At 74.3% G+C, this 13,412-nt stretch carries 12 protein-coding genes and 1 pseudogene; 8 read left to right on the forward strand and 5 right to left on the reverse strand.

The annotated features are described in order from the left end of the window. A partial coding sequence (locus BJF79_RS17805; protein ID WP_075898889.1) for a carboxylesterase/lipase family protein occupies window positions 1–1,353 on the forward strand: 1,353 nt, incomplete at its 5' end. Window positions 1,354–1,477: 124 nt separating this feature from the next. Here the strand turns inward: BJF79_RS17805 and BJF79_RS17810 are convergent. The 3 genes from BJF79_RS17810 to BJF79_RS17820 are packed head-to-tail and all read right to left on the reverse strand — an operon-like array spanning window position 1,478 to window position 2,864. Next, complete coding sequence (locus tag BJF79_RS17810; protein WP_075898891.1) at window positions 1,478–2,119, reverse strand: M23 family metallopeptidase; 642 nt, start codon at window positions 2,117–2,119, stop codon at window positions 1,478–1,480. Next, on the reverse strand, window positions 2,116–2,340 hold the full coding sequence (locus BJF79_RS57275) for a hypothetical protein (protein ID WP_262402201.1): 225 nt from the start codon (window positions 2,338–2,340) through the stop codon (window positions 2,116–2,118). Before BJF79_RS57275 ends, BJF79_RS17810 begins: the two co-directional genes overlap by 4 nt. A 20-nt stretch (window positions 2,341–2,360) precedes the next feature. After that, the gene (locus tag BJF79_RS17820; RefSeq protein WP_075898895.1) at window positions 2,361–2,864 is read right to left on the reverse strand and encodes an ArsR/SmtB family transcription factor; all 504 of its coding nucleotides are present in this window, start codon (window positions 2,862–2,864) and stop codon (window positions 2,361–2,363) included. 143 nt (window positions 2,865–3,007) lie between these two features. On the opposite strand from BJF79_RS17820, the gene BJF79_RS51070 reads away from it, so the two are divergent. The 4 genes from BJF79_RS51070 (at window position 3,008) to BJF79_RS60520 (ending at window position 5,268) form a co-directional block, all read left to right on the forward strand. After that, on the forward strand, window positions 3,008–3,508 hold the full coding sequence (locus tag BJF79_RS51070; RefSeq protein WP_158079208.1) for a hypothetical protein: 501 nt from the start codon (window positions 3,008–3,010) through the stop codon (window positions 3,506–3,508). Next, complete coding sequence (locus tag BJF79_RS55515) at window positions 3,505–3,648, forward strand: hypothetical protein (protein WP_158079209.1); 144 nt, start codon at window positions 3,505–3,507, stop codon at window positions 3,646–3,648. The genes BJF79_RS51070 and BJF79_RS55515 overlap by 4 nt, the downstream gene beginning before the upstream one ends. Before the next feature lie 106 nt (window positions 3,649–3,754). Continuing rightward, on the forward strand, window positions 3,755–4,840 hold the full coding sequence (locus BJF79_RS60515; protein WP_262402202.1) for a hypothetical protein: 1,086 nt from the start codon (window positions 3,755–3,757) through the stop codon (window positions 4,838–4,840). Window positions 4,841–4,947: 107 nt separating this feature from the next. Next, entirely contained in the window at window positions 4,948–5,268 is a 321-nt protein-coding gene (locus BJF79_RS60520; RefSeq protein ID WP_075898899.1) for a TetR-like C-terminal domain-containing protein, read from the forward strand. Between the two features lie 26 nt (window positions 5,269–5,294). On the opposite strand, the gene BJF79_RS17840 is transcribed toward BJF79_RS60520, so the two are convergent. Then, window positions 5,295–5,780 carry a protein-tyrosine phosphatase family protein gene (locus BJF79_RS17840; RefSeq protein WP_075898901.1) on the reverse strand — a complete coding sequence of 162 codons (486 nt, stop codon included), beginning with the start codon at window positions 5,778–5,780 and terminating at the stop codon, window positions 5,295–5,297. 218 nt (window positions 5,781–5,998) lie between these two features. On the opposite strand from BJF79_RS17840, the gene BJF79_RS17845 reads away from it, so the two are divergent. The 3 genes and pseudogenes from BJF79_RS17845 (at window position 5,999) to BJF79_RS17855 (ending at window position 12,805) form a co-directional block, all read left to right on the forward strand. Beyond that, window positions 5,999–6,577 carry a dihydrofolate reductase family protein gene (locus tag BJF79_RS17845; protein ID WP_075898905.1) on the forward strand — a complete coding sequence of 193 codons (579 nt, stop codon included), beginning with the start codon at window positions 5,999–6,001 and terminating at the stop codon, window positions 6,575–6,577. Between the two features lie 27 nt (window positions 6,578–6,604). Further along, the gene (locus BJF79_RS17850) at window positions 6,605–7,270 is read left to right on the forward strand and encodes a YciI family protein (RefSeq protein ID WP_262402203.1); all 666 of its coding nucleotides are present in this window, start codon (window positions 6,605–6,607) and stop codon (window positions 7,268–7,270) included. 89 nt (window positions 7,271–7,359) lie between these two features. Then, window positions 7,360–12,805: pseudogene (locus tag BJF79_RS17855) on the forward strand (carboxyl transferase domain-containing protein). A gap of 39 nt (window positions 12,806–12,844) precedes the next feature. On the opposite strand, the gene BJF79_RS17860 reads toward BJF79_RS17855, so the two are convergent. Beyond that, window positions 12,845–13,030 carry a type I restriction endonuclease subunit S gene (locus BJF79_RS17860; RefSeq protein WP_075898903.1) on the reverse strand — a complete coding sequence of 62 codons (186 nt, stop codon included), beginning with the start codon at window positions 13,028–13,030 and terminating at the stop codon, window positions 12,845–12,847. Window positions 13,031–13,412: the final 382 nt, after the last annotated feature.

The following is a 13,412-nucleotide window of genomic DNA, read 5'->3' on the forward strand; positions in this document are numbered from 1 at the left end:
CGGGTGTTCCGCGGCGTCCCGTACACGGCGCCGCTCGTCGGGCCGCTGCGCTGGAAGCCGCCGCGGCCCGCCGCCGGGTGGGACGGCGTCCGGCCCGCCGCCGAGCACGGCGGCGCCTGCGCGCAGAACGCGTCGCCGTTCATGGGACGCGACCAGGTGACCAACGAGGACTGCCTCTACCTGGACGTCTACACGCCCGCCCAGGCGTCCGGGAACCTCCCGGTGATCGTGTGGTTCCACGGCGGCGCGTTCGCGTACGGGTCGGGTTCCACCTACGACGCGCAGCGGCTCGCCGCCGCCGGGAACGTCGTCGTGTCGGTCAACTACCGGCTGGGCGTGTTCGGGTTCCTCGCGACCCCCGAACTCTCCGCCGAGGACGCGTCCGGGTCCGGGAACTACGGGATCATGGACCAGCAGGCCGCGCTGCGCTGGGTGCGGGCGAACGCCGCCGCGTTCGGCGGGAACGCCGGCAACGTGACGATCTCGGGCCAGTCGGCGGGCAGCGGCAGCGTCTGCTCGCACGTGCTGTCGCCCGCGTCGCGGGGCCTGTTCCACCGCGCGGTCATGCAGAGCGGCCCGTGCCAGCTCGTCGCCCGCGCCCTACCGGACGCCGAGGCCGCGGGCACCGGGCTCGCGCAGGAGGTCGGCTGCACCACCGCCGAGTGCCTGCGCGGCAAGCCCGCCGCCGAGCTGCTCGACGCGACCGTCCCGGCGGACGGCGAGACGGACCTGTCGCTCACCCTCGCGCCGACCACGGGCACGCCCGTCCTGCCGAAGGCGGCCGCGGACGCCTTCCCGGCCGGGGAGTACGCGAAGGTCCCGATGCTGATCGGCACGACGAAGCACGAGGCCAGCACGCTGCTCGCGACGTCCGACGTCGAGGGCGGCCCGGACTCGGCGATCGTCTCGGCCCTGACGCACGCCGCGTTCTCGTGTCCCGCCCGCCGCGACGCGAAGGCGCTGCAGGACGACGTCCCGGTGCACATGTACGAGTTCACCGAGCCGAACGTCCCGAGCGTCTACGCGACCCCGCCCGAACTCGAACTCGGCGCGTACCACGGGGCCGAACTGCCGCTGCTGTTCGACTTCCCGGCCCGTCCGATCGAGCTGAACACCGCGCAGCGGGAACTCGCCGCGACCATGATCGGCTACTGGAGCCGGTTCGCCGCCACCGGCGACCCGAACGGCGCGGGACTGCCCGCGTGGCCCGCGTACCGCCCGGTCATCGGGAAGGTGCAGAACCTGCACGCCGACGGCGTGACGAACGTGTCGGACGCCCGCTACTACGCCGAGCACACCTGCGTCGTCTGGGACAACACCGAAGGGCTCCCGGACATCCCCGGCACCGAGTGACCTCCCCGGACGTGTGAGCCGCGCGCGATCCGACCCGTGCGCCGCTCGCACCCGGGTCCGGGCGGGCCGAAATCCGTGGCGGCCCGCCCGGACCCCCGAGGGATCCCTCGGAGCGTTGAAGCGGTCAGGGGGCCTTCGCGACGGTCTCCGGCACGCTCTCCGGGACGGTGAACGGGCGCTGCCCGCCGGGGACGCCCGTGTGCGTCTCCCCGTCGGCTTCGTAGGGGAACGTGAACGGGAGCCCGGCGGCCGTTCCCGGGCGGCGGCGGTCCATCAGGTGGAAGTGCAGGTGCGGTTCGGACGAGTTGCCCGAGTTGCCGCAGTCGGCGAGGACCTGCCCGGCCGTCACGCGGTCCCCCTTACGGACCCGCACCGTTCCCCGCTTCAGGTGCGCGAACACCCCGTACACGCCGTCGCCGAGGTCGAGGATGACGTGGTTGCCGAGGACGAACCGTCCGCTGGACAACGTCAGCAGCGACAGCAGGCTCCGCGCGACCCCCTCCGCGATCAGGTACGGCAACGCGATCGCGGAGTTCCGGCTCCAGTGGTCGCGCTGCCACCGGCCCGTCGCGACGACGACGCCGTCGGCCGGGGCGAGCACGGGCTCGCCGAACGCCGGGAACGCGGACGGCCGGCGCATCGGCGGCCACGCGTGCAGGGCCGTCCAGGCGTCCTTCTCGTCGGGCCGGTGCACGAGGTCGATGGCGTACGCCTGGCCGAGTTCGCGCGTCCCGTGGCTCGGCACCTTGTCGGACGGGCTGTTCACCGGCAGCCAGCGGCCCCGGACGGCGCTCGCAGCGGCACGGCCCCGCGGGCCGGTTCGTCCGGTTTGACCACCAGCCCCAGGACGAAGAGCACCAGCCCGGCGACGCACAGCACCATGCCCGCCGTGTCCAGCGCCCCCACACCGTGCAGCGGCTCGGTGAAGACCAGGACCAGGCCGACCACGATCACCGGCAACTGGTATCTGCTCAGCTGCGTGACCAACGTGCCCATCATCATCTCCCCTATCTGCGCACGGCGGCGAGGACGGCCAGCAGCGGGACGACGCGTTCCCCCGGGACCGCGTACGATCCGCGCGCTCCGGCGCGCAGCCATCCGGCGGTGACCAGCGCGCGCAGGTGGTGGTAGAGCTGCCCGGTCGTTCCGAGCCGCTCGTGTTTGCCCAGCTCGGCCGTCGTCCGCGCGCCGCGCAGGATCTCCTGCAGCAACAGCAGCCGGACGGGATGGCTCAGTGCGGACAGCGCGGGGGCCAGCTCGCCCCAGTCGGTGCCGAGCAGGTCGTCGGCCGTCCGCCCCTCCTGCCACTCGTAGTGCTCGCCGGTCGGCAGGTCGACGGTGCCGGTGAACAGCACCGCGCCCGGTTCGGCGGCCCGCACCTTGAGTTCGTTCAGCGCCCAGAAGACGTCGCCGGCGGGCGGTTCGGACGCCGGCGACGGTTCGTCGCCGCCGTCCAGGCGGTCGACGCGCCGCTCCAGCCGCGCGAGCCGCTCCTCCAGTCCGTCCTCCATGACTCCAGAATAACGTAATTCCGTAAAACTGGAAGAGGTGCCGGGATCGCCCGAGTGGGGGAGGCGCCCCGCCCGCACGGGTGAGGCGGCGCGCCGGGGTGCGGCGGCAGTCTCGACGGAGATCGACAGACCCGGAGGAACCCATGCCGAACACGCGCAACATCGCCGCCCTGACCACCACCACCGCCGCCGTCGCCGCTCTCGCCGTGACCGCCGCCGTCGCCCCGGCCGCGTCCGCCCGTCCCGAGAAGAAGGAACCGAAGGTCGCGAGCGTCACCGGATGGGGGGAGATGCGCCGGACGTACCACCAGGACCGGGACGTCCGCGCGTTCGCCTTCGACGCCCGCGCGACCCCCTACGCGAGCGCCGGGGAGAACTTCCCCGGATCGCCCAGCGACGCGACCGGCACGGTGCGGATCTCGCACTACTCGCCCGTCCTGAACAAGACGATCACCGCGTCGGGGCGCGTCGACTCGCTGACGACGGCGCCCGGCTACGCCGTCCTGACCGCCGTCATCGACCGCGTGAGCGAGGGCGGCCCGGAGCACTGGACCGGGCGCGACTCGGGTTCAGCGTCTACGACGGCGGCAAGGACAAGCCCGGCCGCACCCGCGACCGCGTCGGCTACGGGTGGGAGTTCATGAACCTGATCCAGGACGAGGACGGCGAATGGATCGAGAACCCCCGGACCGGCAAGGGGATGGCGCCCGCCCCGTTCGGCCCCGTAACCCGGGGCGGCTTCACGGTCGTCCACAAGGACCTGCCGCCCGTCCCGCAGAGCTGACCGGAACCCGCGCCGCCCTGGGGGCGCCTTGTCGCCGTCGCGCCACCTAGATCAACTTGTCGGTGACGTGCACTAAAGTCTCGTGGCAGCCGACATGGAGGTGCCGATGCGCGGACCAGCGGCCGGGCGGCCCCGCTCCAACCGGTTCGTGCGGCTGATGTCCAAGGTGGCCGCCTACTGGCGCCGGTTCGTCCGGGTCCTGTTTCGGCCGTCCGCCGAGAGCGCCGAACGGACGGCCCGCGCCGAGCGCAAGCGCGCCTACCGGGAACGGCGGCACGAGGCCGAGCGGGACGAGTGGGGCGGCCGGTCGCCGACCGACGCGCTGCGCGCCGCGCCGAGCGCACTGGGCCTCGCCCGTTACGACGTCGACCTGGTGCACGCGCTGGACGCCCGACGGGGCCCGGCGTGCAGCGCCGGGTGGCCGTGTTCGCCGCCCGCCGCGCCGCGCGGCGGCGGTCTCGCCGACCTCGACTGGGTCGCCCCGGCCCTGGCGGCGCTCGCGGAGGGACGTGCGCTCCCCGCCCCCTTCGACGACCGGGAGAGCATGCGGCGGTCCCTGCGCGCCGACCCGAACGTCCCGGACCGCACGGTCGGGGAGGCGACACCGCCCCCGGTGCCCGATTCCCCTCCGGGGCCGCGGCGGATCTCGCAACCTCACATGGCGCTGCCCGCGGTGTTCCATGCGGCGCGGCCCGACGCGCTTGAGGCGGCCGTCAGCGCCGTGTCGGACGCCGTGCACACGTTCGGGGAGGACTATCCGGCGTTCCTGCAAGAGGTCCGGAACGTCTGCGCCTCCCTCGTGGAGAGCGACGTTCCCGCGGAGGACCCGTACGACGCGCCGGCGACCGTCCAGAGCCCCGACGAGTCCGGCACCCTGCCCGCACCCGAGGTCCCGGAGGCAGTCGACGGGCTCGTCGACACCGAGCTCATCGACGGTTTCACCGTCCGGGTCCCGGCCCGTCCCGAGCTGGCGGCGGGCGCCGTGGTCCAGGTGGAGTGGGTCGTCGACCGGCACACCACCGTCAGATGGGACCCGGTTTCACGGCCGGACGCGCCGATGGAGTTCGCGTTCTCCATCGAGAGCGCCTACGCCGCCGCCGAACGGGGCGGCGCGGAGGTCTTCTACCGGGTGTTCGAGGACGAGGACACCGTCATCGCCAGGTCGAAGACGCTCAGGTTGCGCGTCCGCTAGCGACCGGGGCGCCGGGGAAGGCGACCCCGGTCAGTGTTTCGGACAGGTCCCACAGGCGGCGCGCCGCCTCGGCGTCCCGCGCCTTCGCCGCGCGCGTCCGGGCCGCCATGACGGCCTACATCCGGTTCGCCACCGAGAACGCCGCGCTCCTCGAACTGATGTACGCCGGTAAGCACCGGCCGGGGGCGACGCGGCTCGTCGAGGCGGCCCGGGCGCCGTTCGGGCTGATGTCCGGCCTGATCGCCGAGGGGCAGGAGCAGGGGACGCTCCGGGCGGGCGACCCCGAACGGGTCGGGCTCGTCCTCTTCGCGACCGTCCAGGGCATCGCCTCGCTCATCAACGGCGACCTCGTCGACCCGGCCCTGCTGGACGAACTCGTGGAGACCGCGGCCGACCAGTTCGTCCGCGGCGCCCGCCCCGCGGCCTGACGCGTGCCGCCGCGCCGCGGCGTCCGTCAGGGACGCTCGGCGGGGAAGGCGCGGACCCAGCGGCGCTGCCACGGGGTCTCGACGGCCCGCTTGTCGTGGTGCTCGCGCGCCCAGGCGACGGCGTCCGCCGGGGCGATGCCCGCCAGGACGGCCAGGCAGGCGACGACCGTCCCGGTGCGGCCGACGCCGCCCCCGCAGGCGACCTCCACCGCGGCCCCCGACCCGGCCCGCTCGTGCAGCGCGCGGATCTCCCGGACCGCCAGGTCGCGGTCGCGGGGGAGGCGGAAGTCGGGCCAGTCGATCCACGTGTGCGGCCACCGCAGCGCGTCCTCGTGGCGCCGCCGCAGCTTCGCGGTGCCGAGGTAGAGGCCGAACTCGGGCTCGGGCCCCGCGGGGGACGGGTTGCGCAGGCCGCGGCCCCGCACCCACGAGCCGTCCGGGAGCCGGATCGCGCCCACGAGCGGCGCGCCGGTGCCGGTGCCGCCGTCCCGCCCGTCCGTCGCTTCGTCCATCGCAGACCTCCTTGAGCATTCGCGGACGCGCCGGTGGTGACGCCGCCGCCCGGATCGTGAGGAGCCAAGCTACGGGCCCGCGCCGGCGCCCGCCATGGGGCGGACCGCACGGCTCGCTGCGGTCGACCGCAGTACCTCGGGGCCCGGAAGCGATGAGTCTCGCCGCGGCGGCCGGTCTGTATCTCCGACACGCCATCGACCGCGCTCGGGGAGAGAACATGACCGTCACCTACACGTTCGACGTCTTTTCCAGCCTCGACGGCTTCGGCGCCGCCGGTGGCGACTGGACCGGATACTGGGGCAAGCAGGGCCCCGAGCTCCTCGCCCGGCGCCTCGATCTGTACAGCGAGGAGCAGCGGATGGTCTTCGGGGCGAACACCTACCGGGCGTTCGCGCGGATGCTGGCTTCGAGCACCGAGGACTCCGACGTCCGCGACCCGTGGGTCACGCGGATGCGGGAACTGCCCGCGACGGTGGTGTCGACCACCCTGGACGGGCCCCTCGACTGGCCCGACGCGGACGTCGCGAGGGGCGACGCGGTCGACGTCGTCGCCCGGCTCAAGGAGGAGTCCGGGGTGCCGTTGCGCTCGCACGGCAGCCTGTCGATGAACCGGGCGCTGATGGCCGCCGGTCTGGTCGACCGCGTCCAGGTGACGCTCTTTCCCGTGATCACCGGCCGGACCGGGCTCGACCCGGTCTTCGCGGGGGCCGCGGACTTCGACCTCGACCTGATCGGGCAGCGGACGCTCGACGGCCGCGTCCAGGAGCTCGTCTACCGGCCCGCCCTGCACGGCTGAGCCCGGCTCATCCGGGAGACTCGGTAGATGGAATTCTTCTGCTATCACCGAGATCGTCCCGGGTCCGTGCCGCTGCGCGAGCAGATGGTGGAGGCGCACTGGTCCTATATGGACCGGTTCGACAAGGAGCTGATCGCGCGCGGGCCGACGTTCACCGACGACGACACGCTCACCGGGAGCGTGCACATCGTCGATCTGCCGGATCCGGCGGCGGCCCGCGCGTTCGCGTTCGAGGAGCCCTGCTACCAGGCGGGGGCCTACCGGGACGTGCTGGTGCGCCGCTGGCGGAACCTGCTGGGGCGCACGATGTGGGACTTCCCCGGCGGGCGGACCGGGGACGACCGGTACCTCGTCCTCGGGTTCGGTTCGGGGCCGGGCGTCGATCTCGACGTGCCGTCCGGACGGGACGGCGACCTGATCGCCTTCGGCCCGCTGCTCTCCGACGACGGGGGCACCTGGGTGGGGACGGCCGCGCTGGTGCGGGCGGCCGGGCCGGACGCGGCGCGGGGCGTCCTGTCCGCGGAGGCTACGCCGGTGCCGAGGTGCACAAGTGGGAATTCGGCGGTCGGCGATGATCATGGGTGTCGGCGCGTGGACGACCGGGTATCCGCTGGTCACCGAGGGTGTTCGCCGTCGCCGTGCCGTTTCGCCGCCCGGCGCGTTTGGAGGATTCCAACAAACTTGGCCGCGTAGCGTGCGATGTCCGCGACATGGAACTACCGGCCGATAGGCGAAAGGCTGACGCCGCCGGTCTGTCACGCGTCTTCAGGGGGTTCGGTCAGGTGTTCAGTCGTGTCGCCATCGTCAACCGGGGTGAGGCCGCGATGCGGCTCGTCCACGCCGTGCGGGACATCGCCGCGGAGACCGGGACACGGATCGAGACCGTCGCCCTGCACACCGACGTCGACCGTGCCGCCGGGTTCGTCCGGGAAGCGGACCATTCGTACGACCTCGGGCCCGCATCGGCGCGTCCGTACCTCGACCTGGAGGTGCTGGAGCGCGCGCTGGTGGAGTCCGGCGCGACGCCGCGTGGGTCGGCTGGGGGTTCGTCGCGGAGGACCCGGCGTTCGCGGAGCTGTGCGAGCGGATCGGCGTGACGTTCGTCGGGCCGAGCGCGGAGGCGATGCGGCGGCTCGGCGACAAGATCGGCGCGAAGCTGATCGCCGAGGAGGTCGGGGTGCCGGTGGCGCCCTGGAGCCGCGGGGCGGTGGAGAGCCTGGACGCGGCGGTCGCCGCGGCCACCGAGATCGGCTACCCGCTGATGCTGAAGGCGACGGCCGGCGGCGGCGGCCGCGGGATCCGCATGATCGCGAGCGAGGCGGAGCTCGTGGACGCCTACGAGCGCACCGGCCAGGAGGCCGCGCGGGCGTTCGGCAGCGGGGTCGTGTTCCTGGAGCGCCTGGTGACCGGCGCCCGGCACGTCGAGGTGCAGGTCATCGCGGACGGCGAGACGGCGTGGGCGCTCGGGGTGCGGGACTGCTCGGTGCAGCGGCGCAACCAGAAGGTCATCGAGGAGTCGGCGTCGCCGGTGCTGAGCGCGGCGCAGGCGGCGGAGCTGAAGGCGTCCGCCGAGCGGCTCGCGGTCGCGGTCGGGTACCGCGGGGCGGCGACCGTCGAGTTCCTGTACCACCCGGGCGACGAGCTGTTCGCGTTCCTGGAGGTCAACACCCGCCTGCAGGTCGAGCACCCGATCACCGAGTCCACGACCGGGTTCGACCTGGTGAAGGCGCAGCTGCACGTGGCGTCCGGCGGGAAGCTGGAGGGCGAGCCGCCGGTGGAGCGCGGGCACGCGATCGAGGCCCGGCTGAACGCCGAGGACCCGGACCGCGACTTCGCCCCGTCGCCCGGACGGATCGCGCGGCTGGAGCTGCCCGCGGGTCCGGGCGTCCGGGTGGACACCGGCGTCGGCGAGGGCGACACGATCCCCGCCGACTTCGACTCGATGATCGCGAAGATCATCGCCTACGGCCGGGACCGGGACGAGGCGCTGGGCCGGCTGCGCCGGGCGATGGCGCGGACCAGCGTGATCATCGAGGGCGGCGCGACGAACAAGGGGTTCGTCCTCGACCTGCTGCACCGGCCCGAGGTGATCGACGGCAGCGCCGACACCGGCTGGATCGACCGGGTGCGGGAGGCGGGCGGGCTCGTCTCGGACCGGCACTCCGGCGTCGCGCTGGTGGCCGCCGCGATCGAGGTGTACGAGGAGGAGGAGCGCGCCGAGCGGGGACGGCTGCTGTCGACGGCGTCCGGCGGGCGCCCGCAGGTGCGGCACGAGAGCGGCCGGCCGCTGGACCTGAAGCTGCGCGGCGCGGCCCACCGGCTGCGGGTGGCGCGGGTCGGCGCGCACCGGTTCCGGGTCGGCGTCGAGTCGGGCGAGGACGTCCGCGCCGCCGACGTCGAGGTGGAGCGGTTCGACCGGCACAGCGGCCGGATCACCGTCAACGGCACCCGGTACCGGCTGGTCACGGGCACGCACGGGCCCGTCCACCTGGTCGAGGTGGACGGTGTGACGCACCGGGTCAGCCGGGACGAGGGCGGCGTCGTCCGCTCGCCCGCGCCCGCGCTGGTCGTCGCGACGCCGCTGGAGGCGGGCGCCGAGGTCGAGGCGGGCGCGCCGGTGCTGGTGCTGGAGAGCATGAAGATGGAGACGGTGCTGCGGGCGCCGTTCAAGGCGCGGCTGAAGGAATGCGTCGTGTCGGTCGGCAGCCAGGTGGAGGCCGGTGCGCCGCTGCTGCGGCTGGAGCAGCTCGCGGACGACGACGAGGCGGAGGCCGCCGTGGTCGGCGGGACCGTCGAGCTGGAGCTGCCCGCGGCGCCGGGCACGGTCCCGGTGCGCGAGCGCGCGGCCCGCGGCCTGGAGGACCTGCGCAGCCTGCTGCTGGGCTTCGACGTCGACCCGCACGACGAGCGCCGGGTCCTGGCGGACTACCTCGCCGCGCGGGCGGCGGACGGGCACCGGCCGCTCGCGGCGGAACTCGCGCTCGTCGAGGTGTTCGCCGACCTCGCCGAGCTGGGCCGCAACCGCCCGGCGGGCGGCGACGAGGGCCACGTGCACAGCGCGCGCGAGCACTTCCACACGTACCTGCAGAGCCTGGACGTCGAGCGGGCCGGGCTGCCGGACGCGTTCCGGGAGCGGCTCGCGAAGGCGCTCGCGCACTACGGCGTCACCGACCTGGAGCGCACGCCGGAACTCGAAGCGGCGGTGTTCCGGATCTTCCTCGCCCAGCAGCGCGCGTCCGCCGACGCGACGGTCGTCGCGACGCTGCTGCGCACGTGGCTGCAGGAGCCGCCGCCGGACGAGCGGATGCGCGAGACCGTCGGCCTCGCGGTGGAGCGGCTGGTGGCGGCGACGCAGGTGCGCTTCCCCGTCGTGTACGACCTCGCGTGCGGTGTCGTGTTCGCGTGGTTCGCGCAGCCGCTGCTGCGCCGCAACCGCGCCCGCGTCTACGCCGACGTCCGCAGGCACCTGCGGCACCTGGACGCGTCCCCGGACGCGCCGGACCGCGCGGACCGCGTCGCCGAGATGGTGCGCAGCACCGAGCCGCTCGTCCGGTTGCTCGGGCGCCGGCTCGTCCGCGGCGAGCCGGACAACACGGTCATGCTGGAGGTGCTGACCCGCCGGTACTACGGCAACAAGGGGCTCATCGGCGTCCGCACGCGGGACGCCGCGGGCTGCACGTTCGTGGTCGCCGAGCGGGCGGGCTCGCACCTGGTGTCGGCGGCGGTGCGGTTCGAGTCGCTGGGCGGCGCGCTGCGCGGCCTCGCCGAACTGCCCGGCGACGAGGACGTCGACGCCGACATCTACCTCGCCTGGGAGGGGCAGCCGGACGACTTCGACGCGATGGCGGCCGCGCTGCACGACGTCATCGCCGCGCAGTCGCTGCCGGGCCGCGTCCGCCGGCTCACCGCCACCGTCGCGGGCAGCCGCGGCGCGGTGATGCACCACCACTTCACGTTCCGCCCGTCCGCCGACGGGATGGCCGAGGAGCGGCTGATCCGCGGCCTGCACCCGTACATCGCGCAGCGGATGCAGATGGAGCGGCTCGGCGAGTTCGACCTGACCCGGCTGCCGTCGTCGGACGAGGAGGTCTACCTCTACCGGGCGGTCGCGCGGGAGAACGCGGCCGACGACCGGCTCGTCGCGTTCGCGCAGGTGCGGGACCTGACCGAGCTGCGCGACCACGACGGCCGGCTGGTCACCCTGCCGATGGCCGAGTACACCATCGCGACGTGCCTCGACTCGATCCGCCGCGCGCAGGAGCGGCGGCCGTCGAAGAAGCGCCTCAGCACCAACCGGATCGTCGTCTACGTCTGGCCGCCGATCGGCCTCACCCAGGCGGAACTGGAGATGATCGTCGGGCGGGTGCTGCCGACGGCGGCGGGCGCCGGGCTGGAGGAGATCCAGCTGATCGGACGGCGCCGCGACGCGGAGACCGGCGAGCTGAGCAAGATGTCGGTGCGCATCGCGTTCGAGGCCGGCGGCCCGCGGGTGACGGTCGGGGAGCCGTCCGGCGACCCGGTCGAGCCGGTCGACGGCTACCGGCAGAAGGTGCTGCGCGCGGCCGCCCGCAACACCGTGTACCCGTACGAGCTGACGGGCCTGCTCGGCGACTTCGTCGAGCACGACCTCGCCGCGGACGAGACGGGGGCGCACGCGCTGGTGCCCGTCGACCGTCCGGCCGGGCGCAACACGGCGGCGATGGTCGCGGGCGTCGTCACCACGCCGACCCCGCGGCATCCGGAGGGCGTCACCCGGGTCGTCCTGCTCGGCGACCCGACGAAGTCGCTCGGCGCGCTGTCGGAGCCGGAGTGCCGCCGCGTGATCGCCGCGCTCGACCTGGCCGAGCGGATGCGGGTGCCGCTGGAGTGGTACGCGCTGTCGTCGGGGCCCGGGCTCCATGGACTCCGGCACCGAGAACATGGACTGGGTGGCCGCGGCGCTCAAGCGGATCGTCGAGTTCACCCAGGACGGCGGCGAGATCAACATCGTGGTCGCGGGCATCAACGTCGGCGCGCAGCCGTACTGGAACGCCGAGGCGACGATGCTGATGCACACCAAGGGCGTCCTCGTGATGACGCCCGACTCGGCGATGGTGCTCACCGGCAAGCAGGCGCTCGACTTCTCCGGCGGCGTGTCGGCCGAGGACAACTTCGGCATCGGCGGCCACGACCGGGTGATGGGCCCGAACGGGCAGGCGCAGTACTGGGCGCCGGACCTGCCGGCCGCGCGGGACGTCCTCATGGCGCACTACGACCACACCTACGTCGTGCCGGGCGAGGACGCGCCGCGGCGGGCGGCGACGGCCGACCCCGCCGACCGCGACGTCTCCGACTTCCCGCACGCCGTGGAGGGCAGCGACTTCACCACCGTCGGCGAGATCTTCTCCGCCGCGGCCAACCCGGACCGCAAGAAGCCGTTCGACATCCGCACCGTGATGCGCGCCCTCTCCGACCAGGACCACCCCGTCCTGGAACGCTGGGCGGGCATGGCCGACGCGGAGACCGCGGCGGTCCAGGACGTCCATCTCGGCGGCATCCCGGTGTGCCTGCTCGGCATCGAGTCGCGGTCGGTGCCGCGGCGCGGGTTCCCGCCCACCGACGGCCCGGACGCCTACACCGCGGGCACGCTGTTCCCGCGGTCGTCGAAGAAGGCGGCGCGGGCGATCAACGCGGCCAGCGGCAACCGTCCGCTGGTGGTGCTGGCGAACCTGTCGGGCTTCGACGGTTCCCCGGAGTCGCTGCGCAAGCTGCAGCTGGAGTACGGCGCGGAGATCGGACGCGCGATCGTGAACTTCCGCGGCCCCATCGTGTTCTGCGTGATCTCGCGGTACCACGGCGGCGCGTTCGTGGTGTTCTCGAAGGCGCTGAACCCGAACATGACCGTGTTCGCGCTGGAGGGATCGTTCGCGTCGGTGCTCGGCGGCGCCCCCGCCGCCGCGGCCGTGTTCGCGGGCGACGTCGACGCGCGCACCGCCGCCGACCCGCGCGTCCGCGACCTGGAGGCCCGCGCGGCGGCCGCCGCCGGTCCCGAGCGCGCCGCGCTGACCGCGGAACTCGCCGAGCTCCAACGCGTCCGTCCGGGCGGAGAAGCTCGGCGAGGTGGCGGCGGAGTTCGACAAGGTGCACGACATCCGCCGCGCGGTCGAGGTCGGCTCGGTCGACGCCGTCATCGGCGCCGCCGAAATGCGCCCGCGCATCATCGAGGCCCTGGAGGCCCGCCTGCCGTAGGGGTCCGTCGGGACGACGCCGCAGCCGCGCCCGTCCGGGCTACTCCGGACGGGCGCAGTCGGGGAGGAGCGCGTCGCGGAGGGCCGCGAGGGCCTTCGACTCCGCCGCCGCGGCCTCGACGCGGCGGGCGAGCGGCGCGACCGTCTCGCCGAAGCGGCGGGCGGCCGCCTCGCCCGGCCAGGGGACCTCGTGGCGGGCCAGGTCGGGCCAGGCGGCGCGGGGCATCCGGGTGCGTCGCTGACGGCGACGGCGTGCGCGACGGCGTCGTCGCTGGACAGCGCCGCGAGGAGCCAGCCGCGGTACGCGTCCTCGCCCGGACGGACGACGAGGATGTCGGTGGACGCGACGCCGTCCACGAACGCGAGGCCGACCTTGTGGAAGTTCGGGCGGAGCTTGCCGAACAGGACGTCGCCCGCCGCGAAGCGCGTCTTGCCGCTGCGGACGTCGGCGGCGTCCGTCCAGGCGGTGAGCCACATGTGGCGGCGGGGGACGTGCTCCAGCGCGATGTACGGCTCGGTCCCGGCGATGCGGGCGGCGGGGACGCGCTCGCGGTTCAGCGTTCCGAGGGCCGTGAGTCCGGACGCGGCCCGCGCCGCCGCGGCCGCCT

Source organism: Actinomadura sp. CNU-125 (genome assembly GCF_001942465.1).
In the GTDB taxonomy this organism is placed as follows: domain Bacteria; phylum Actinomycetota; class Actinomycetes; order Streptosporangiales; family Streptosporangiaceae; genus Spirillospora.